Origin of the sequence: Pseudoalteromonas sp. CNC9-20 (assembly GCF_022347875.1) — a bacterium.
Lineage (GTDB): Bacteria > Pseudomonadota > Gammaproteobacteria > Enterobacterales > Alteromonadaceae > Pseudoalteromonas > Pseudoalteromonas ruthenica.
In genome coordinates this window covers 340711-361787 of record NZ_JAKRFS010000002.1, presented here as the reverse complement: position 1 = coordinate 361787, position 21077 = coordinate 340711, and the positions used below count along the sequence as shown (strand labels likewise).

The window sequence follows — 21077 nt, the reverse complement described above, 5'->3', positions numbered from 1 at the left end:
GGGTTATGGCAAGGGGTCTGGTAACGAAGAATTGGCTAGCTATCAGTAAGGTAATGCTGTGTACGATGTTTATGTGCACAGCAAATGCTGCCAATAACCTCGACGATAACGCTGTGGAGCTCTCCGCCAGTGCTTACATCCCACCTTATGTATTTAAAGACGGACACCACGGGATTGAGATAGATATTATCAAACATGCTTTGGAAAAAGCGCAGCTTGGGCCATTAACTTTACACTTTTTAAGTAATCGCCGTGCCGAGGCGCAGTTACGCCAAGGTAAAATTAGCGGCGCGATTAATATTCCGAAAGAGTCAGGGCTCGAGGGCTATTACAGCGAGCCCTTATTGTATTTTGAGAATGTAGCTATTAGCTTAGCTGAGCATAACTTCAGCATTGAGCAGTTCAGTGACTTACATGGTAAAAGCATTCTTGCGTTTCAAAATGCCAAAAACTACCTTGGACCTGACTATACCAAGGCCATTACTAACGCCTTGAGTTATGATGAGGTAGTCAATCAGTATGCGCAAATAGACCATCTCATGAAGGGGTGGGTAGATGTGATTGTGCTGGAGAAGCGCATTTTTCAGTATTACTTACACACCTTTGCAATGAACCAGGGGCAACAGACAAAGCCAGTTACCATCCATGCGCTTTGGCCTCCTTCTCCCCGACACGTGGTATTTACTGATTCACAGCTGCGTGAGCGCTTCAACCAAGGTCTTGCAGAGCTAAAAAAAACACCGCGCTACAAGGCATTGCTTGCCAGCGCGCCATCGTATGCTCAGCGCCAATCAAGCAAATAAGGCCACAGTTTGTTTAGAGCGAGCAAGCACCTGCCCTGACTCAGAGTAAACAGTGGCGTCTTCATAAGCGTAGCCGTTATGTGCGGCGGTGGTGTGCACATGCAAGCCTAGCCATTGTGACGCTGCTAATTGAGGTAGCGTTAAACATTCTACATGCCAACTCATGCTACTTGCTGGTGCCGGTTGCTTAAATGCTTGTAATTGCGATGGTGGCCAACTGTCAATCAGGGCAATGACATGGGTCCAGTCGTACTGCTGCTGTTGTCCTTTAAAGCGCATCCAGCCTGTTAAGTCAGTGCGTTCGGCGCCGCTGTAAGGCATATTGCCCTCGGTTAGGTTTAAGTCCACATGCTGAAAAAAGGCCGGCATAACATTCTCTACATAGGGTAAGCAGTTTTCTGCATCGGCGGCTTTAGGGACGGTGACAGCGGCCACTGGCACTTCAACCTCGGAGGCGCGGTCTTTGGCGAATAATCCCTGGACAGATAAACACACTTGTCCATGCTGCTCAATGGTTGCGCTGTATTGGTTAGAGCTTTTGCCTTCGCGCAAATGGTGGAAGGTCAGAGTAAAGGGTGTGTCCGGAGCAATGGGGCCAATAAATTGCGCACTAAACGATCGTAAAATACGATCGCTATCGCAATGTTTCAGCATGGATTGTAAGGCTAATGCGCAAGACAAGCCGCCAAAGGCTGTGCGCCCTTGTGTCCAAGAAGCAGGAAATTCGAGCGTTTGTTGGTTCTCGCCAGTCACGCTGGCCAATAGGGTATCAAAGGTCATCTGTCTCACCTTAATTGAACTTGTCAGACCAGTTTAACGGCAAATTTTTCCTTGGCGAGGGGGAAAATTGAAAAAAATGACAAAAAAACGAAATTTTTTTAATTATGACGCTTGAATTAACAAAAGCGGCCCCTATCTAGTAGTCATCGAACACGTTAACAGAATTTTGAAGTTGGAGAAGATTCATGGGTAAGATTATTGGAATCGACTTAGGTACTACTAACTCGTGTGTAGCAGTACTTGACGGTGATAAGCCACGCGTAATTGAGAACGCCGAGGGCGATCGCACGACTCCTTCTATTATCGCATTCACTGAAGACGGTGAAACGCTAGTAGGTCAGCCGGCGAAACGCCAAGCGGTAACCAACCCGACTAACACACTTTTTGCAATCAAGCGTTTAATTGGTCGTCGTTTTGAAGACGAAGAAGTACAACGCGATATCGGCATCATGCCGTTCAAGATTGTTAAAGCAGACAATGGCGACGCCTGGGTCGAAGCAAAAGGCGAAAAGCGTGCTGCTCCTCAGATTTCTGCCGAAGTCTTGAAGAAAATGAAGAAGACCGCCGAGGATTACCTAGGTGAAGAAGTCACAGGGGCTGTAATCACAGTGCCTGCATATTTCAACGATTCACAGCGTCAAGCAACAAAAGACGCAGGTCGTATCGCGGGTCTAGAAGTTAAGCGTATTATTAACGAGCCAACGGCCGCTGCGCTTGCTTATGGTATGGATAAGAAAAAAGGCGACAACGTGGTTGCTGTGTATGACCTCGGTGGTGGTACTTTTGATATCTCTATCATTGAAATCGACGAAGTAGAAGGCGAGCACACCTTCGAAGTACTGGCAACCAACGGTGACACGCACCTAGGTGGTGAGGACTTTGATAACCGCGTTATCAACTACTTGGTAGAAGAGTTCAAAAAAGAGCAAGGTATTGAGCTTAATAACGATCCGCTAGCTATGCAGCGTGTTAAAGAAGCCGCCGAGAAAGCTAAAATTGAGCTTTCAAGTGCACAGCAAACTGAGGTGAACCTACCTTATGTTACGGCTGATGCTAGCGGTCCTAAGCACATGAACGTGAAGCTGACTCGCGCTAAGCTTGAGTCATTGGTTGAAGACCTTGTTACTAAGTCTATCGAGCCATTGAAAAAAGCACTGGCGGATGCCGATTTATCGGTAGGTGATGTGAATGACATTATCCTAGTGGGTGGTCAGACACGTATGCCATTAGTGCAGAAAACGGTTACTGAGTTCTTCGGCAAAGAACCTCGCAAAGACGTAAACCCGGATGAAGCGGTAGCTATGGGTGCGGCAGTGCAAGGTGGTGTTCTTGCTGGTGACGTGAAAGACGTACTTCTGCTTGATGTTATTCCACTGTCTCTTGGTATCGAAACCATGGGCCAAGTGATGACCGCATTGATCGAGAAAAACACGACCATTCCAACGAAGAAGTCGCAAACTTTCTCAACAGCGGAAGATAACCAAAATGCAGTAACAATTCATGTACTGCAAGGTGAGCGTAAGCGCTCTGCCGACAACAAGTCGCTTGGTCAGTTCAACCTTGAGGGTATTCGTCCAGCGCGTCGCGGCGAGCCGCAAATCGAAGTCACTTTCGATGTTGATGCCGATGGTATCTTACATGTGTCAGCAAAGGATAAAGACACAGGTAAAGAGCAAAAAATCACTATCCAAGCTTCTTCAGGTCTAAGCGATGATGAAGTAGAAAAAATGGTACGTGATGCCGAGGCAAACGCTGAGGAAGATAAAAAGTTCGAAGAGTTAGTAACTGCACGTAACCAAGCAGATGCTTTAGTACACGGTACGCGTAAGCAAATCGAAGAAGCGGGTGATGATTTACCGGCAGAAGATAAAACAGCTATCGAAAGTGCGCTAACGGAGCTTGAAACTGCGATTAAGGGTGAAAGCAAAGAAGAAATCGATGCGAAAACCCAAGCGCTTGCTGAGAAGTCACAAAAGCTAATGGAAATCGCGCAAGCGAAAGCCCAACAGCAAGGTGGCGCTGATGCCGGTGCACAGCAGCAATCACAAGCAAAGCAAGACGACGATGTTGTTGACGCTGAGTTTGAAGAAGTGAAAGACGAGAATAAATAAGTCTTGAACTTTGTAAGGGCGCGCTGGCGAAATCGCTTGACGCGCCCTTAGTGTATGTAGATTTTAGGAATGAGGGTTGCCATGGCTAAGGCTCAACGGTAAACCCTTTTTCACTTTGCAGCCTTGCTGCATTTATTAACAGTAGTGGTAGATATGTCAAAACGCGATTATTACGAAGTCCTTGGCGTAGCAAAGGACGCCAGTGACCGAGATATTAAAAAGGCTTATAAGCGCCTGGCGATGAAATATCACCCGGATCGTACTGCCGGCGATAAAGAGCTTGAAAATAAGTTCAAAGAAGTCAAAGAAGCCTATGAAGTCCTCGGTGATGAGCAAAAACGCCAAACCTATGATCAGTTCGGCCATGCAGCATTTGAACAAGGCGGCGGTGGCGGCCACGGCGGCTTTGGCGGTGGCGCAGGCGATTTTGGTGACATCTTCGGGGATGTCTTTGGAGACATCTTTGGCGGCGGTCGTCGTCAGTCACGCCAACAACGTGGCGCCGATTTACGTTACAACATGGACTTAAGCCTAGAAGAGGCAGTGCGTGGTAAAGACGTCGAAATCAAAGTGCCTACTTGGGTGGCCTGTGAGCCTTGTGATGGCTCAGGTGCCAAACCAGGCTCAAAACCGAAAACCTGTCATACTTGTCATGGTGCAGGGCAGGTACAAATGCGCCAAGGTTTCTTCGCAGTGCAACAGACGTGTCCAACTTGTCAGGGGACAGGGCAAATTATTTCCGACCCTTGTGATAGTTGTCATGGTCAAGGCCGCGTAGAGCGCACCAAAACATTGTCGGTGAAAATTCCCCCGGGTGTGGATACTGGCGATCGTATTCGTCTTGCTGGCGAAGGTGAGGCCGGTGCTCATGGTGCGCCTGCAGGCGATCTCTATGTACAAGTGAGTGTACGCGAACACCCTATCTTTGTTCGCGACGGCAACAATCTGTACTGTGAAGTACCTATCGGTTTTACCACAGCAGCGTTAGGCGGTGAGATTGAAGTACCAACGCTAGATGGTCGTGCTAAGCTGAAAATCCCAGCAGAGTCGCAAACTGGAAAGATGTTCCGTATGCGTGGTAAAGGGGTCAAGTCAGTGCGCTCCGGTTCAGTCGGTGATTTAATCTGTAAGGTGGTGATTGAAACGCCAGTGAACCTCAACAGTGAGCAACGCGAGCTACTTGAGCAGTTAGAAAGCAGCTTGGGCAAAGACAGCTCAAAATACCGCCCGAAGGAGAAAGGTTTCTTCGACGGGGTGAAAAAGTTCTTTGATGACTTAACCAAGTAAGGGTGAGCTCGTTAAAGTAAAAAAGCGCCTTGAGGCGCTTTTTTTGTATCTAATTGAGCAGCAATGCTTGTTCTGTAACGTCTGAACAACGACACAACTGCACATCTTCGTGGTATCTCACCTCGTGTACGGATGGCGCGCTACGCGTTAGTTGCTCGCAGCGTGCTGCACATTGACGTTGATGCTGCCAGTAATCGTACTCACCTGAAATCAGCCACGTAAGGAGTACCGCCACGACCGCTAAGCTGGCAAGGCGGATATTTCGACTCAGCATTGTCTCTCACCCACTCGCTCGTATACCTCAACTAACCTTAGTACACAACCAGCGTTGAGAGCGAACTTTATCCCGTAACTAGGTGCTACTCTGGATCGTAAATGCGGCTAATGGGTGTGAGGTGCTTAATGAAACATGTACTTTATCGCCAGGGCGCACTAGCATTTCATGGCTCACGCGGCTGGTCACCGTGGTTTTGCAGGGCAGTTCAATCGCGCACAGTCTGCTGCCGCCTTCAAACCTGACCCAAGTAACAACACCATTGCTGTTGTTTGCATCTTGCGCTAATAACACATCGTCTGGGCGCAGCAACACATCTACTTCCGCTGCGCTGTCGTCAATGCCTACTACTGGCGCTATTCCTATCGCGGTACTGGCTTGGTGGTGTTGATGTTGTCCGCGAATAAAGCTTGCCTCGCCTAAAAATCGTGCGACAAAGCGATTGCTTGGCATGCTGAAGCATTTTTCTGGGCTATCAATCTGTTGAATTTTACCATCGCGGAGCACCCCAACGCGGTCGCCCACAGAGAGTGCCTCTTCTTGGTCGTGGGTTACCCAAATAGCGGGCACGCCGGCTTCTTTCAAAGCATTGCGAATATCCCAGCGTAGCGTGTCTTTGAGCGCTGCATCTAGGTTTGATAAGGGTTCATCCAGTAGCACAAAATCCGGCTGATGCGCCAAAGTGCGGGCCAGGGCAACACGCTGTTTTTGGCCGCCGGAGAGGGTGGCTGGCTTTTTATCGCGAAATGCCTGCAGGCCAAGTAAGTCAATCCAATGATCGGCCAAGGTGTGGTCTTTTAAACGAAAGCAAATATTTTGCTGAACATTTAAGTGTGGGAACAGCGCAAAGTCTTGGAATACCATACCTACGCTGCGTTTTTCAGGAGGCACCGTTTGCGTGGGGGTAGCGCGCCACTTGCCAACATCGATTTGCCCCTCACTGATGGGAATAAGCCCGGCGAGGGCCTGCAAAATCGTGCTTTTTCCACAGCCTGTGGGGCCTACGAGCATCAAAATTTCGCTTTTATCAAGGGCCAGGTCGAGTTCACTGACAACGCGATTGCTACCGTAATCGATAGACAGCTTACTTACAGATAGCATGTTTAGGTTTCCTCTTCACGTTTAACTGCTGCGTTTCTCGCCTGAAAGCATAATAGCGAGGCCGCCGGCGGAGATCACTACTAGAAGTAGCCCTGGAATTGCTGCGCGACCAAAATATCCGGCCTCATACACTCGCCATAGGTAGGTAGACAGGGTCTCAAAGCCAGTTGGACCAAGCAATAAAGTTGCTTCGAGCTCGCGCATAGACTCTAAAAATACCAGTGCAGCACCAGCGACAATGCCGCGTGCAGTCAGGGGCAAAGTCACGCGCATAAAGGCCTCCCTCGGAGAAGCACCTAATACCCGTGCGGATTTGACTAAACTGCCATCCAAATGTTCAGTGCTGGTACGAATGCTACCTACGGCTAAAGGGAGAAAGCGCAGTACATAGGCAATCACTAATAAGGCGAGGGTTTGATAGAGCAGGGGTAATTGCAGGCCACCATAAACCAATGCTGTGCCCATAACAATTCCGGGAATACCAAAACCAAAGTAGGTGACGCGCTCCATAATACGCCCGGCTTTGCCGGTCAGTGCCGCATGGGCAACGGGGATGGCGACAATCACGGCGGTGAGCGCGGCTATAATCGACGCATACGCCGAGTTCCAGGCGATATTTATGTCAAAATCGGCAACGCCATCACGGGCGAGCCAAAGCATAAAAATAGCCAAAGGCAAACCAATCGCAAGCATCAGAATAGGTGTGAAAATGGTAAATAACCCCATTAACTGCAAGCGACTGGGGAACAGGACAAGCGCACGACCATGGCGCTCGGTGGCGGTTTTTATTTGTGATTCTAAAAACAATAAAAAACCAACAATGCACATTAACTGTAATGACAGCATTGCTGCTCGGTTTAGGCCAAAGGCATTGTATTCAACGTAGATAACGCGGGTGAAGGTATCCAGGCGCATCATCGCTGGGGTGCCAAAATCGGATAAGGTATACAACGCCACCAGTAGCGAGCCGGCGGCGATACCATTGACCACGCGCGGTAAAATCACCTTAAAAATACTGCCGGTCATGGACATTCCTAAAGTGCGCGCAGCGTTGACCATACTGGCATCTAAGCTTAATAGCGACGAGCGGGTGGTCATCATCACAAAAGGAAAGGTATAAAGGGTCATCACTATCGCTGCGCCGCTGAGACCATACATAGGCGCGGTGGTCAGGCCAAACAACCCTTCTATTTCGCCACCAGGACCGAATGCGGCATACAAGGTAAATGCACCGATATAACTCGGGATAGCGAGGGGAGCCGCAAAAAGCACTAACCAGAATTTTTTCAGTGGTAAGTGCACATAAGCGCTTATAAACGCCAAAGGCACGCCGATAAGGATGGAGCCCAAGACGGTCAATGCCATTAGCGCTAAGGTGTTGCCGAGAATCTCGAGATTATGACTGTCAAATAGGGTGTTAGCGTCACTTGCTAAGCTCAGCAGCACATACACAGGGGTTAGGGCAACTAGCGCCGCGAGCAGCGCTAGAGGGTAAGACGCAGGTAGGCGCATTACAACACACCGCTGGCGCGCATTAAATCGAGAGTCGGTCGCAAATCTGCTAGTTGCGTTAAGTCTACTTTGGGTGGTGAAACACTAGCCAGTGGCGGCAACCCTTCTGGCTGCGAAACACCGCTTATAAGCGGAATTTCATAGGCTTCTTGGGCGAGATAACTTTGCACTTCGGCGCTTAGTAAGTAGCGCATAAAGTTCACTGCTAATGGGTCTTCGCTCAGAGCCAAAATACCAGAGGCATTGACTAAACAGCCAGCATCATTATTGGTAAAGGCTAACGCTAAATTGGCATCGGGCTTACCGGATTTCAACCTTAAGGTGTAATAATGGTTAGCAAAACCAATATCTACCTCACCGCGTTCAACAGCCATCACTACGCCCAGTTCCCCAGCATAGGATTTGGCGCGTTTTTGCACCTTCTTTAACCATTTAGCGGTTTTGTCATCACCTTCTATGAGGCGCATGGCCGTGACAAATGATTGGAACGAAGCGTAAGCGGGCGCCCAACCGATGCTCAAGTCGCTCTCGGCAATATCCATAATATCTGTGGAGATCTGCTCAGCACTTAGGCGCTCAGTGTTGTAGGGTAAAGTGCGAACCCTGCCAGTCACCGGTGCCCAACCAGGGTAACGGAACTGGGGCTGAAGCTGGGCAGACAGATCATCAGGTAGGGGGTGAGCTAAGCCTGCATCAGTGACCAGACCTATAGCGCCAGAGTCGACGGCCCAGAACAAATCGGCGCGCTGCACGCCCATTTTAGCCTCGGCTACAATAGTGTTTGCCAAAGCGGCAGTCGGACCACGACGGATCCCAAGCTCTAGTTTGGGGTTTTTGTCTTGGATGGCTTGTAACACGTTTTCATACAAACCACCTTCACCGCGACCGAGGTAAAGCGCCAGCTTCCCCTCTAAACGCGGTAACTGATCAACAGAAACAGGACTGGCTGTGGTCGCGGCAAATGCACGTGACAGAGGCAGCGGCAAGGCGCCAGCCACCCCTAACGCAGCTAGGCCTTGAATAAAGGTCCTACGCTTCACTTAAAATACATCCTTACGTGCTTTTTCGGCTTTCTCAATCAACGCCTTAGCGCGGTCTAATTTTGTTTGCATATCAATGACAACATTGCGCACCGCATCAACGCCTTTATCATCGGCGATGGCTTTAGGCAGCGTAACGTTAAAATCTTTTTCTAGTACTTCAACGAGGTTAGCGTCTTGCTCAATCAGCGTGCCCTCTACGCCTTCAAAAAGGTGCAAGTAGGTATCGTGGACAATGCTAGTCGCTTCTTCATTAAGGCGCTCTGCGTATTTGGCAACCACGCGGTCCAGTTTGTGCTTGATTTCAACAATGGTGGCACTTTGGGTCATGGACTCCGTTGCTGTGGTTTTAACGCTCTCAAGCAAGCCTTTTTGTTGGTACTGCGCGGCAAGTTTAACAGCCCCAAGACCCTGCCACAAGGCTGCATTCATGGCTTGTTGCTGGGTACGCACGTTGCTGCTAGGTTCGCCATTATCAATGGCCATTTTTACACCATACAAACCTTGCCAAATCGAGGCATAAACCGGCACATAATTAGTTTCAATGGCACTGTGGAACTTAACCGATTCCCAGTATTCAATGAGCTCATCACTGTTTACTGACTTTTTGCCTTGCTGTTCATATTTGCTGACTAGGGTATCAACCTTGCCAACCATCCATTCAACTTCTTCTGAATAGTCTTTTAAGTTTTCCTGTAGGTGATTTACGTGCTCACCAATTGGGCCGTTTGCAAAGGCAGGTTGAGTGGCTACGGCAGAGGCTAGAACAAGGCCAAGGCCCGCGAGTTTTATAGAGTGTGACCATGTTTTCATAATTAGATTACCGAAAAGTATAAGTGTAAATGATAGCTATTATCATATCCCTCGAGACGCACTTAATCAATACGCAGACAACCCCTTATGAGTGATTTCATGACATCCTAACGAAGGTTTTATGAAACTTAGATTAAAGTTACACTGAGTTAACATAAGAGCCTTGTTATCATATAGTTAGCTAGGTTCTGAAACATAGACAAAGATCTAACCCCGCAGTATGCTCTAAGTTACAGATGATAAAGATACGGATACACTATGACCCCCGCTGTGACCCTATTAGAAAAGCACAAACACGCATACGAGTTGCTCAGTTTTAGCCATGACCCTCAGGCTGACAATTACGGCCAGGAAGTCGTTGCCAAGCTCTCTCTAGATTGTGAAAGCGTGTTCAAAACCTTGGTTCTTAAAACCGCGAATAATGACTATGTTGTCGCCATTACGACAGTCAATCGCACGGTCGATACCAAAGCGCTGGCAAAATTAGTGGGGTGTAAAAAGGTGGCGATGGCCAGTGCGAGTGAAGTTGAGCGTATTACCGGCTATGTGCTTGGGGGAGTCAGCCCATTTGCGCAAAAAAAGCGCTTGCCGACTTTTGTTTATCAAAGTGCACTACAACAGCCACGTATTTATGTCAGCGCAGGCAAGCGAGGCGTTGAGCTGGCAATTGCACCTGATGTGTTAGCACAGTTGCTCCCGGTAAAATTCGGTGCCTTCTAACACCGCCTCTGTGCCTTTTCATTGTCTTTACTACCCGAGCTTTTGGGTATTGTTTTGATTTACAGCCCGCCTGCCTTTTTCGTCTCAGCCGATACCAAGATAAATAACAAAAAAATTCAGCGTACACCTGTGCGCTTAAAGCCATTTAATTTCAATATGTTAATTGCACCAACTTAAACGGGAATTGAAATTTCTGTTAAAAAACTGGTTGGACCAATTGATCTGTTTGTATTTTTATGCCGTAATAGTGGGTAAATTAACTGGTCTGATGAGTTGGTTATGAGCTTACGTACTAAATTGAAAAAAATCCTTCCGAGTATTTCTGTTACCGAGCAAGAGGCGCTAGACGCTGGTGATGTTTGGTTAGAGGGCTCGATTTACCGGGGTAAACCTGACTTTGCTGCCCTGCGCGATGTGCCAGCGGCAACCTTGAGTGCCGAAGAGCAGGCATTCCTCGACGGCCCAGTGGCACAATTGCTTGAGATGATTGATGAGACCGAAATCCAATCCGGTAATCATCTCCCTGAGCATATTCTTGAATTTCTTAAAAAAGAGCGCTTTTTCTCGTTAATCATCCCGAAAAAGTTTGGCGGTTTAGAGTTCAGCCCATATGCAAACTCTACCATCGTTGCGACAATCTCAACGAAATCCTCGGCGGTGGCAGTGACAGTCATGGTGCCTAACTCTCTAGGCCCAGGTGAGTTACTGCTTCACTACGGCACTGACGAGCAACAAAATCACTATTTGCCACGCCTAGCTGATGGCCGCGACATTCCTTGCTTCGCGTTAACTAGCCCTGAGGCCGGCTCTGACGCCGGTGGTATCCCAGACATTGGTGTGGTTAAAGAAGGTGAGTTTGAAGGTAAGAAAGTACTGGGTCTTGAGGTCACTTGGGACAAACGTTATATCACCTTAGCCCCTATCGCGACTGTACTGGGTTTGGCGTTCAAAGTGGTAGACCCTGATGGCCTACTCGGTGGCAAAGAAAACCTAGGTATCACTTGTGCGCTTATTCCTCATGACCATCCTGGCGTGCAATTAGGTAACCGTCACGACCCGATGGGCGTGCGTTTTTATAATGGCACGACACGCGGCGAGAAAGTCTTTATCCCGATGGAGTTCATCATCGGCGGACAACAGAATATTGGTCGTGGTTGGCAAATGCTGGTGAGCTGTTTAGGCGCAGGGCGCGGTATTTCACTACCTGCACTGGGCGTATCGGTATCGCAAGTATCCTTTAAAGGCGCAGCTGAATACGCCGCTGTGCGTGAGCAATTCGGCTTGGCTATTGGCCAATTTGAGGGTATCCAGGAAAAACTCGCGGATATTGCTGGTAAAACTTACTTGCAAGAAGCCATGCGAGTGCTGACCACCGAAGGACTTGGCATGGGCTTGAAGCCATCAGTGGTAACCGCGATTGCCAAATACCACATGACTGAAATTGGTCGCGATGTGCTTAATTCAGCAATGGATATCCAAGCCGGTAAAGCAATTCAACGCGGCCCGCAAAACACCCTAGCTAGCGGCTTTGTGGCGCAGCCTATCGCTATCACCGTTGAAGGCGCAAACATTTTGACGCGTAACCTGATGATCTTTGGTCAAGGTGTAATGCGTTGTCACCCGTACCTGCAAAACATGGTTGAGGCGATTCACTCACAGGAAAAAGATGCCGACGCGACGTTCAATCGCATCTTGCGTAAAACTGTGGGTTACAGCATAGCAAACGCACTTCGTGCATTTAAGCACGGCATGCTCCCGTTCACTGCGTCAAGTCAATCAAACTTGCCAGAGGTGCGTGAATATGAAAAAGCAGTACATAAGCTATCCTCTCGTTTAGCGGTGTACGCCGATTTCTCGCTATTGGTGTTAGGCGGCAAGCTTAAGCAAGCAGAAATGTTGTCAGCGCGTTTAGGTGATGTGATGAGCTATATGTATGCAGCTATGGCATCCATTAAATACTATGAGCAAAAAGTCAGTGCTGAGGATAGAGAGCAAGCAGCTCCTTACTTCCACTATGCAACTCGTTGGGCGTTGCAGCAGGCGGAAAAGGCATTGCATGCATTTTTGGATAACTTCCCCGCGTCTGGTACGCGTAAGTTCATGCGCTTTTTGACATGGCAGTATGGCTACAAGATGCCTGCTATCGGCGACGAGTTGGTACGTGAGCTGGCGAAACAAGCACAGCTTGATACCAATATTAAAGCGCAACTGACGCATCTCGTTAAGCCAACGCCAGGTGATGGCCATGATATTAATGAGCAAGCTTACAAAGCAAAACTGGCTAACCTAGACAGCCTAGCGAAAGTGCGCAAGGCTATTAAGTCGAAACAGATCCGCTCAGGCGTGCGCTTTAGCGAAACTCTCGACAACGCGTTAGCGGCAAGCGTTATTGACGCGCAGCAGTACGCTTCACTGATTGACTATAACAACAAGCGTGAGCTGGCTATTCGTGTTGATGAGTTTGATTACGATATGAACTTATTAACTCCTAATGGTGAGCGCGCCGATGGTGAAACCACGACGTTGCGTAATGCTAGTTAACTGATAGATGCCAGCGCATCACACAAGCCCTTGAGCTCCGGCCAAGGGCTTTTTTGATCTTCTCCCATCTATGGTGCGTATTTGTTTGCGGAGGTAAGTATGATCACCTTATTCTATGATGCGCAATGTCCACTGTGTGTGGCGGAAATGAGAAAACTAAAACAAGCGGATATACGAGATGAAGTTCAGCTCGTAGATATTCACGATAGTCATACCATGGCCGCTTATCCGCAGGTGCAATTCAGCGCTGCTAATCGTATTTTGCATGCCGTGGACGAACAGGGGCAATTGTACCTCGGTTTAGATGCCACGGTGCGAGTGTGGCGACAAGTCGGCAAGATGCGATGGCTGGCTGTTTTACGCTGGCCGGTCATTAAATGGTTTGCGGATATCGCTTACCGACTCTTCGCTCGTTATCGCCTCCCTGTTTCTCGGTTATTAATGCCTAGTCAGTGTGTGAATAACCAATGTCGCAATCCCAAGTCATGAAACAGGCGTTGATCATCGGCGCTTCCAGCGCAATCGCGAAAGCCCTTATTGAGGAGCTTGAACAGCAACAGGTGGAGGTTACATCGGTTTCGCGTAGTCAACTTGAGCGCAGCCCACATTACCTCGTTGATTATGATGATGAGGCTATTAATGAATGGGTAAAGGAGCTCAACGGGCTGCGATTTGACTATATCTACATCTGCAATGGTGTTTTGCATGGGCAAGGCGTGGCTCCAGAAAAATCTTTATCGGCCTTTAATGAACAGCAATTCAATGAGGTGATAAGAGCCAACACCCTCGTTCCCATGTTGTGGCTTAAGCATACACCGGTATTAGTCCCTCGTAATGAACCGTCTGTGGTAACCATTTTTAGCGCCCGAGTTGGCAGCATTAGCGATAACCGATTGGGAGGGTGGTACAGTTATCGAGCCTCCAAGGCGGCACTGAATATGTTAGTGAAAACCGCTTCTGTGGAGGTGCGACGCACCCACAAACAAGCAAAATTCGTGCTGTTTCATCCTGGCACCACGGATACACCACTGTCTAAACCTTTTCAAAAAAATGTTCCCGAACACAAGTTGTTTACGCCTGCGTTTGTGGCTCAGCGGCTGCGCGAGCTCACTTTGGAAACGCAGGACTTACCTGAGTGTGGCTACTTTGATTGGGACAAATCTGCTATTCAATTTTAATTATTAAGAGCGTTTTTATGCATTTTAGTAAACACGACATTGAGCAGATGCCATCGCGGTATCGCGCTCATTTTATTAACTCTTTGTCTGGCTATAAAAGTGCCAATTTAGTGGGCACTGCAGATCATCAAGGGCGGCAGAATCTTGCCATTGTCAGCTCAGTGGTACACCTAGGGGCGCAGCCCCCGCTGGTGGGGATGATCATGCGCCCGGATGTGGTCGAGCGCCACACTCTGGCCAATATTCGGGAAACCGGTTGGTACACCTTGAACCAAGTTCACCAGTCCTTTTGGCAGCAGGCGCATCAAACATCGGCCAAATACCCAGCAGGTGAGAGTGAGTTCTCAGCCACTGGCCTCACTGCCGAATTTATTGGTGATTGCCCCGCGCCCAGTGTGGCCGAGAGTCAGCTTTGTTATAGCGTAAAGCTGCTAAGCGAGCAGCCAATAGAGTACAACGGTACCATCATGTTGATCGGTGAAATTGAACAGGTGGTACTTAAGCAGCCGGCCTTGTTTGAGGATGGCCATATCGACCTCAACAGCTTGCAAACGGTCGCAGTGGCGGGGTTAGATGGCTATCATGTGGGTCACGCTCTGGGGCGCTTACAATACGCCCAGCCAGACAGTGAACCGACAGTACTTGAGGCGAAGTGTAAAGGGGATTGACAGGGCGCTTGTGTCCTGTCGATGCATCGGTACAATAGCGACTCAAAAGACAAGAGATGTAACTATGTTGCCATTACTAAAGCGCTTCGGCGCCCTTATTTTATTTACTTTGCCATGTTTGTCCCAGGCTCAATCTCAGCAGATCGACCTTGAAGCGGTGATGAAAAACATGGGCCATAGCTACAAACAAGCAATGAAGGCGCAGCAACCGACAATCATGAGTAATGCTCTGAAGGACCTGAAAGAGCGTGTACAAGAGGCCAAACGAGCGCGCTTCTCAAAGGCAGCAGAGCAATCACAACAGGGGTTGGATAAGGTGCTTGAGCGTATAGCCTCGGCTGAACAACAACTTGCTCAGGGGCAACTTGAGGCTGCCCGTGAAACTCTCAAAGACATCGATATGCTGCGTAAAAAGTATCATGAGCTGCATGAACCGCCAGGCTTCTGGGAGCTATTGTTCGGCTAACGATTAATACTCGTTTTTAAGGGCAGCGCGATGCTAAGCATTGCGCGAGGTTGGATAAAGTGAAATCTAACGGTTGCGCTGCAGTTTTGCTAAACCGAGTAAAGTCGATATCCCCTAGTCCCTTATTGTGCAACGCATTAATAAGGGGCGTAAATTGCGGATCATTGGCGGCGAATATTGGGTAATTGGCATCAGAGCCGAAGGGCCGCTCAAGTATGTGGGCGTCGTAAAGAGCAATAAGCGCAGCGGCTCCGAGCAGTACATGCCCGCCGACAGATACATCTGCACTGACATTGCTTGGGACCTTGTCCCAATTGATACCGCCGATAACAGGCTGCGTCTCTCCCCGAGCATTACGGGCAGCACGCACAACACCGTTGGCGATGGGGTCATTGGCCGCCCACACCATATTAATTTCTTTGAACCGGGCTAAGGCTCGGATACTTTTTCGAAACCCTTCCTCTTGAGACCAATTAGCGACATCGCTGTGTACTAACTTAATATCGTGGTGCTGGCGTAAGAAAAGTTCTAAGCCATGCTTGCGGCTGATTGCCGAGTCAGTGCTGTAATCTCCATGCAGAGCTAATAAGTTGAGGGTTGTGCCATGAGCAAAGCGCGACTTCGCAATGTGGTATAAAGCATTTGCCAACTGATAGCCTGCGTCGAAGTTATTGGGGGCAAGGTAACCAATGAACCATTGTGGTTTAGTTTCTAATACCTCGTCATCTGGGGCGTTAAATATAAACAAAATAGGCTTGGTGATTTCGGGAGAGCCATTGAGCCACTGTGTTACCGCCTTCTTTTCGTCAACCACAACAAGGTAGTCGGCATCACTGCTCATTGCTTGGCGTAGCTGCGACTTCATTAAGATGTGGTTTCGGTTGGCGTAACTCACCGTCAATTCGATATTTAAATCTTCTGCGACGCTGTTCATGGCAGAGCTCACATCACGCCAAAACAACCCCGTGGCATTATTAAATTGATGACCGGGATTCACAAAGTAGACTTTTAGCGCTGGTGATGCAGTTTGCGCCTCGACTTGGGGGCTGATAAAGGCGAGGGCGATATAACAGAGCAGTGTAAACAGAAGATACTTCATTGTGACCATGCAATAGCGGAAGAGATTTAAGTGTATGCATAGGGCCACAAACAGTAAAGTTTAGACTGGTACGTAAACAGTCAATTGGCTATTTACGCACCACTTTTACATTATTTGCGCTTTTTGCCGCCTTTTCCTTGCACTGCTTTAAAGCGAGGGTTGGATTTGCAAATAACGAATACGCGACCGCGACGTTTTACCACTTGCGTACCGGGGCGACTCTTGGCGCTTTTTAACGAGCTCAATACTTTCATTTTCTTGCTCCTAAGCCTTTAAAACGACGGTTAAACTGGGCAATACGACCATCTTTACCTACGGCTTTTTGTTTTCCGGTGTAGAAGGGGTGAGACGCACTAGAGATATCAATAGCGACGTAAGGGTAGGAAACGCCATCAAGGGTTACGGTTCTGTCAGTGTGAATGGTTGAACCAATCACAAAGTATTGATCAGCTGACGTATCATGAAAGGCCACTTTTTGGTAGCGAGGGTGAATATTAGGTTTCATAGCAATACCTCCTTAATTATGTGATAACATATCACTTGATTGAGGTTGTTGCAACTAATTCTCATTTGTTTGACGTGTTTATTACAACGCGCAGGCCAGAAGCCGTGCACAGCGATGTTTAGCATTGAAGAGCTGTTTTAGTAAAGGCGGGTGCTTTATTTTGCACCCTCATTAGCAAATAAACAGGGCTGAGCGCGCCAAGTTATATAAAGGCGTACTGACCTGATGCTAATACTTGTAAGCACGTGATGTAGCACAGCCACTCTACATTTTTACTGATAAATCGTACTTCATGGTCAATTTATCCAGGTAGCGAGCACGCAAAGACTGGTCATATTCATGGCTTGGCGGCTGAATCAACACTTTGGAAAACTGCTTCATAACAGGGTGTAACTGTTGACGTTGGGTTTTGTCTAGAGCGTGAACAGTGAGTCCCTCAGTAATCGTATCAATGCTATAACGCAATGCATCCATTTGCATGATTTCTTCTATTTGCCCATTGCGAGTTTGTGTGCCGAATTGACCAGTGAGAAATTGCTGCCAAAGGTGTGTGAGGCGCTCGTCAAAGTCTTCGGTATAACTCTCATCAATGAATACGCCGTCTTGTTGCAAGTTTTGTAACGCCCCCTGCGCACGTTGAGCAAACAGAATAAATGCCGTGCTAGCACTTTCAATATTGGACTTTTGCAGCTGTCTGCCCCAATCTTGCATGGCTACGGGATAATACTGCCAAAATACTTGGCAGGGAAAGATCCCTTGGTAAGAGTGGCACTGAATACTGTTCTCAAGGCTATAGCTGGCCTGAGGAAATATGCGTAAGTGTTGCCAGTGTTGTAATTGTTCTTGCTCGATACCGAGCAGCTGACACAAAGACTCTTCGCGGTAGTAGAACTGTTCAAGGTAGTCGAGTAGATGCATTGGTAAATTTAGATAACTGTATATATGTACAGTTATTGTGGTTCAAATGCAATTCAGATGCAAGGCGTATAATTTGTTAGCATAAACACGTCTATCAGTCATAGACATCTGCCATTGCGGCGATGGATATGATTAAATGTTGCTATAAAAGAATAAATGAGATTATTTCTATGCGCTCAATGGAAAAAATACGCCAAGCTCGTGTGATCACGGCGATAAAGACGCCCTATACACAAACGGGTGAGGTATGCTTATCCACCTTTGATAAACTAGTTGAAAGACAAATCGCCGCTGGCGTTGATGGTATTGTGGTCGGCGGTACGACGGGTGAAGGTCAACTGATGAATTGGGAAGAGCACTTGATGCTTATTGCCCACAGTGTTTCGCAGTTTGCTGATAAGTTATTGATAGTGGGGAATACCGGCAGTAACAACACCCGCGAAGCGATTAAAGCAACCACCTATGGGTTCGCAACAGGGATGCATGCATCGTTGCAGATTAATCCTTATTATGGGCGTACCTCTGAGGCGGGGTTGAAGGAGCACTTTAACCGCCTTCTTGATATTGGCCCTGCCTTTATTTACAACGTCCCTGGGCGTACGGGTCAGGATCTGACTCCTGATATTATGACTCCGCTTGCAGAGCATAAAAACTTTGTCGGCGTCAAGGAGTGCGGTGGTAATGAACGTATTGCCGCCTACGAGCGCCAGGGCATTGCTTGCTGGTCAGGCAACGACGACGAAGCGCATGATGCAATCCATGAGTTTGACGCCCACGGTGTGATTTCAGTAACAACCAACCTGATACCTGAGTTATTTTGTGATTTGATGCGCATACCACAACCGCAGCGCAATGAGGAGCTTAAGCCGCTCATGCAGTGGCTGTTTTGTGAACCCAACCCGGTTGCTATCAATACCGCGTTGGCGATGACCGCAGCGGTTAAACCGGTGTTTAGACTTCCATATGTGCCACTGAGCGAGCAGCAGCAAGCCCAAGGTAAGGCGCTCATGGCGCAATTGCAACGCGGTGAGCTAGTTGGCGACGCGCAGCCGGAAATGATAGATAAACAAGCCGTCGTCTATATCTAAAGCAACCACGCCCAAAGTTAGAGTGCGCGTTGCGCACTCGCCATTCACTTCTTTGTCGATAACCTGCAATAGCTGGGGCACTGCTTGGACATTCCACTCCCTTAACCTGCAGTTAATTAGTGCTACATTTTTTGCTATTTAAATAACAATCCAGTACTATTTGCGCCCTTGTGGAAAACGGACTTTAGCGATGAAGTGTGCTGTTGAAAAGTTAGCGATATATGTGCCGCCGACGGCGCAGGTCAAAGACCCAGCAATAACAGACGTTATTGCTTCTTTGGCAACAATTAACAGCGACATTGATGTCAGCTGGGTGAAGCCGATGCAGCGCCGGCGTCTGAGCTTATTTGCGAAAATGGCGCTTAGCTGTGCCAATATGGTTAATATAGATGCACACGCAATGCCTGTTGTGTTCTCCTCGCGTCACGGCGATTTACATAAAACGTCTGATTTGCTCGAGCAATTAGTTGAGCAGCAGCCATTGTCGCCAACTCAATTTGGTCTTTCAGTACATAATGCAGTTTCCGGTTTGTTATCAATACTAACAAACAATACCGCTGCAGTAAGTGCGATTGCAGGTGGTCGGAGCACTTTCTCAAGTGCGCTCATCGAAGCATACTTGCAGTTACACAGTGGGGATACTGAGCGTGTTTTACTTCTTCATGTTGATAGGGCGCTCCCTGACATATACGCGCAATACGCTGACGAAGAACAGGTGGATCATTGTGTTGCCCTAGTACTGAAAAAAAATATCAATGGGCATGGCTATGACCTTCAAGAGTTGCTTGATGCTCAACCAGAACCGTCTTTATCGGCGCTACGGTTTGCGCACGCCGCAATCCACAATCAGTCGATAGATGTAGGAAAGTGGCGTTGGCATTATGCTCAGTAAACTGAACTATTGTTGGCGTGTGCTGGGCACTGGTTTTTGTTTCAGTGTCTTTGGTCTTGGCGGTGTTGTGCTCAGTGTATTGGTCTTCCCGTTGCAGCGTGTGTGTTATCACGACCCGCATGTGCGTCAAGCTCGGGCTCGAAAAGTGGTGCATTATAGCTTTCGCTTCTTTGTGGCATTGATGGATACTTTGGGCGTTATTGGTTTTCACGTGTGTGACAAACAGGTGCTGAAAACGCTAAAAGGGGAGTTGGTGTTGGCTAATCACCCCAGCCTCATTGACGTAGTGGTACTGATATCTGCCATTCCCAATGCTGATTGTGTTGTTAAAGCCCACTTATTTAAAAACCCGTTCATGCGTGGCGTGATAAAAAGCACTGGCTATATAAGTAATGCCGACCCACAAGGTCTGCTCGAAGACTGTGAGCGCTCTTTAGCACAAGGTAATAATCTCATTATATTTCCGGAAGGTACGCGCTCTCAAGGTGGCAACCTAAACCGTTTTAAGCGTGGAGCGGCAAATATTGCTTTACGAGCACAATGTCCCATAAGGGCGGTGTTAATTACAATGCAGCCGAGCACCTTAACTAAAGGGGTGCCTTGGTATCGAGTGGCGCCCGTGAAAGCGGACATGCATCTGCAAGTTGCCCAAGAGCAGCCGCAGCCATGGCTGCAAGATGAACAACCGGTAAGTGTGCAGTCGCGCGCGCTGACTCGGTATTTGCAAACCTATTTTCATAACCAAGTAGAAAAATTATGAATGAGTTAAAATTACAACTAAAACAACTAATTATAAACAGTTTAGACCTGGAAGATGTCAGCGTTGATGACATTGATGACAGCGAACCTTTGTTTGTTGACGGCCTTGGTCTAGATAGCATCGATGCTTTAGAACTCGGCTTGGCGATTAAAAAAGAGTTTAATGTGAAAATTGATGCCAATTCAGAGCAAACCAAAGCGCATTTTGCCTCAATTAATGCGCTCGCCGAGTTTATCGAACAATCCCGCAACAACGCCTAAGAGTGAAGAAGACATGAAAACCGCTGCTGAAATTTACGACGTATTACGTGGCATTTTAGAAAACGACTTTGAAATTGAAGCCGATGATATCTCCATGCAAGCCAGCTTGTATGAAGATCTCGATCTCGATAGCATTGATGCCGTCGACTTAGTCGTGAAGCTGCGTGAAATCACCGGTAAAAAGATCGAACCTGAAGCCTTTAAGCAGGTACGCACGGTATCGGATGTGGTTGACGAAGTACATAAACTAGTCGCTTAAGG

24 protein-coding genes are annotated in these 21077 nt (G+C 48.0%); 14 read left to right on the top strand and 10 right to left on the bottom strand.

Annotated elements, in window-relative coordinates:
• The first annotated feature begins 5 nt into the window (after positions 1-5).
• Entirely contained in the window at positions 6-803 is a 798-nt protein-coding gene (locus MHM89_RS05280) for a transporter substrate-binding domain-containing protein (protein ID WP_239408278.1), read from the top strand.
• Here the strand turns inward: MHM89_RS05280 and MHM89_RS05275 are convergent.
• Positions 792-1583: a thioesterase family protein gene (locus tag MHM89_RS05275; protein ID WP_045979902.1), complete on the bottom strand. Its 792-nt coding sequence runs from the start codon at positions 1581-1583 to the stop codon at positions 792-794. The genes MHM89_RS05280 and MHM89_RS05275 overlap by 12 nt on opposite strands.
• A 185-nt stretch (positions 1584-1768) precedes the next feature.
• On the opposite strand from MHM89_RS05275, the gene dnaK reads away from it, so the two are divergent.
• Both dnaK and dnaJ read left to right on the top strand, forming a co-directional pair.
• Positions 1769-3694: a molecular chaperone DnaK gene (gene dnaK, locus MHM89_RS05270; protein WP_022945191.1), complete on the top strand. Its 1926-nt coding sequence runs from the start codon at positions 1769-1771 to the stop codon at positions 3692-3694.
• 153 nt (positions 3695-3847) lie between these two features.
• The gene (gene dnaJ / locus MHM89_RS05265; RefSeq protein ID WP_022945190.1) at positions 3848-4981 is read left to right on the top strand and encodes a molecular chaperone DnaJ; all 1134 of its coding nucleotides are present in this window, start codon (positions 3848-3850) and stop codon (positions 4979-4981) included.
• 49 nt (positions 4982-5030) lie between these two features.
• Here the strand turns inward: dnaJ and MHM89_RS05260 are convergent, their stop codons facing one another.
• The 5 genes from MHM89_RS05260 to MHM89_RS05240 form a co-directional block, all read right to left on the bottom strand.
• Complete coding sequence (locus MHM89_RS05260) at positions 5031-5255, bottom strand: hypothetical protein (RefSeq protein WP_151174140.1); 225 nt, start codon at positions 5253-5255, stop codon at positions 5031-5033.
• A gap of 78 nt (positions 5256-5333) precedes the next feature.
• Positions 5334-6356: an ABC transporter ATP-binding protein gene (locus tag MHM89_RS05255; RefSeq protein WP_152441653.1), complete on the bottom strand. Its 1023-nt coding sequence runs from the start codon at positions 6354-6356 to the stop codon at positions 5334-5336.
• 21 nt (positions 6357-6377) lie between these two features.
• The gene (locus MHM89_RS05250; protein WP_138508307.1) at positions 6378-7868 is read right to left on the bottom strand and encodes an iron ABC transporter permease; all 1491 of its coding nucleotides are present in this window, start codon (positions 7866-7868) and stop codon (positions 6378-6380) included.
• Entirely contained in the window at positions 7868-8908 is a 1041-nt protein-coding gene (locus tag MHM89_RS05245; protein ID WP_239408277.1) for a substrate-binding domain-containing protein, read from the bottom strand. The genes MHM89_RS05250 and MHM89_RS05245 overlap by 1 nt, the downstream gene beginning before the upstream one ends.
• Complete coding sequence (locus MHM89_RS05240; RefSeq protein ID WP_045979908.1) at positions 8909-9721, bottom strand: hypothetical protein; 813 nt, start codon at positions 9719-9721, stop codon at positions 8909-8911.
• 258 nt (positions 9722-9979) lie between these two features.
• Between MHM89_RS05240 and ybaK the strand changes: the two genes are divergently transcribed.
• The 6 genes from ybaK (at position 9980) to MHM89_RS05210 (ending at position 15294) form a co-directional block, all read left to right on the top strand.
• Positions 9980-10441 carry a Cys-tRNA(Pro) deacylase gene (gene ybaK / locus MHM89_RS05235; protein WP_152441657.1) on the top strand — a complete coding sequence of 154 codons (462 nt, stop codon included), beginning with the start codon at positions 9980-9982 and terminating at the stop codon, positions 10439-10441.
• Between the two features lie 279 nt (positions 10442-10720).
• Positions 10721-12982 (top strand): acyl-CoA dehydrogenase, encoded by a 2262-nt coding sequence (locus tag MHM89_RS05230; RefSeq protein WP_239408276.1) that lies wholly within the window; start codon positions 10721-10723, stop codon positions 12980-12982.
• Positions 12983-13081: 99 nt separating this feature from the next.
• Positions 13082-13471 (top strand): DUF393 domain-containing protein, encoded by a 390-nt coding sequence (locus MHM89_RS05225; protein ID WP_239408275.1) that lies wholly within the window; start codon positions 13082-13084, stop codon positions 13469-13471.
• Positions 13450-14160 carry an SDR family NAD(P)-dependent oxidoreductase gene (locus MHM89_RS05220; protein ID WP_239408274.1) on the top strand — a complete coding sequence of 237 codons (711 nt, stop codon included), beginning with the start codon at positions 13450-13452 and terminating at the stop codon, positions 14158-14160. Before MHM89_RS05225 ends, MHM89_RS05220 begins: the two co-directional genes overlap by 22 nt.
• Before the next feature lie 17 nt (positions 14161-14177).
• Positions 14178-14828 carry a flavin reductase gene (locus tag MHM89_RS05215; protein ID WP_239408273.1) on the top strand — a complete coding sequence of 217 codons (651 nt, stop codon included), beginning with the start codon at positions 14178-14180 and terminating at the stop codon, positions 14826-14828.
• 64 nt (positions 14829-14892) lie between these two features.
• A complete protein-coding gene (locus tag MHM89_RS05210; RefSeq protein WP_130146934.1) occupies positions 14893-15294 on the top strand; it encodes a cytochrome b562 in 402 nt (133 codons plus the stop codon).
• A gap of 16 nt (positions 15295-15310) precedes the next feature.
• Here the strand turns inward: MHM89_RS05210 and MHM89_RS05205 are convergent, their stop codons facing one another.
• The 4 genes from MHM89_RS05205 to MHM89_RS05190 all read right to left on the bottom strand — a co-directional run bounded on the left by MHM89_RS05205 (position 15311) and on the right by MHM89_RS05190 (position 17816).
• Positions 15311-16393 carry a substrate-binding domain-containing protein gene (locus tag MHM89_RS05205; protein ID WP_052698250.1) on the bottom strand — a complete coding sequence of 361 codons (1083 nt, stop codon included), beginning with the start codon at positions 16391-16393 and terminating at the stop codon, positions 15311-15313.
• A gap of 110 nt (positions 16394-16503) precedes the next feature.
• Positions 16504-16647 (bottom strand): type B 50S ribosomal protein L36, encoded by a 144-nt coding sequence (gene ykgO, locus MHM89_RS05200; protein ID WP_022945177.1) that lies wholly within the window; start codon positions 16645-16647, stop codon positions 16504-16506.
• Positions 16644-16898, bottom strand: a complete 255-nt coding sequence (locus MHM89_RS05195) for a type B 50S ribosomal protein L31 (RefSeq protein ID WP_022945176.1) — start codon at positions 16896-16898, stop codon at positions 16644-16646. The genes ykgO and MHM89_RS05195 overlap by 4 nt, the downstream gene beginning before the upstream one ends.
• A 264-nt stretch (positions 16899-17162) precedes the next feature.
• On the bottom strand, positions 17163-17816 hold the full coding sequence (locus MHM89_RS05190) for a DUF6058 family natural product biosynthesis protein (protein ID WP_151174148.1): 654 nt from the start codon (positions 17814-17816) through the stop codon (positions 17163-17165).
• Between the two features lie 170 nt (positions 17817-17986).
• On the opposite strand from MHM89_RS05190, the gene dapA reads away from it, so the two are divergent.
• The 5 genes from dapA to MHM89_RS05165 all read left to right on the top strand — a co-directional run bounded on the left by dapA (position 17987) and on the right by MHM89_RS05165 (position 21075).
• Positions 17987-18904: a 4-hydroxy-tetrahydrodipicolinate synthase gene (gene dapA, locus MHM89_RS05185; protein ID WP_151174149.1), complete on the top strand. Its 918-nt coding sequence runs from the start codon at positions 17987-17989 to the stop codon at positions 18902-18904.
• 190 nt (positions 18905-19094) lie between these two features.
• On the top strand, positions 19095-19796 hold the full coding sequence (locus MHM89_RS05180; RefSeq protein WP_052698251.1) for a beta-ketoacyl synthase chain length factor: 702 nt from the start codon (positions 19095-19097) through the stop codon (positions 19794-19796).
• Positions 19786-20556 carry a lysophospholipid acyltransferase family protein gene (locus MHM89_RS05175; RefSeq protein ID WP_239408272.1) on the top strand — a complete coding sequence of 257 codons (771 nt, stop codon included), beginning with the start codon at positions 19786-19788 and terminating at the stop codon, positions 20554-20556. The genes MHM89_RS05180 and MHM89_RS05175 overlap by 11 nt, the downstream gene beginning before the upstream one ends.
• Entirely contained in the window at positions 20553-20816 is a 264-nt protein-coding gene (locus tag MHM89_RS05170; RefSeq protein ID WP_045979917.1) for a phosphopantetheine-binding protein, read from the top strand. The genes MHM89_RS05175 and MHM89_RS05170 overlap by 4 nt, the downstream gene beginning before the upstream one ends.
• A gap of 13 nt (positions 20817-20829) precedes the next feature.
• Positions 20830-21075: an acyl carrier protein gene (locus MHM89_RS05165; RefSeq protein WP_022945170.1), complete on the top strand. Its 246-nt coding sequence runs from the start codon at positions 20830-20832 to the stop codon at positions 21073-21075.
• The last annotated feature ends 2 nt before the right edge of the window (positions 21076-21077 follow it).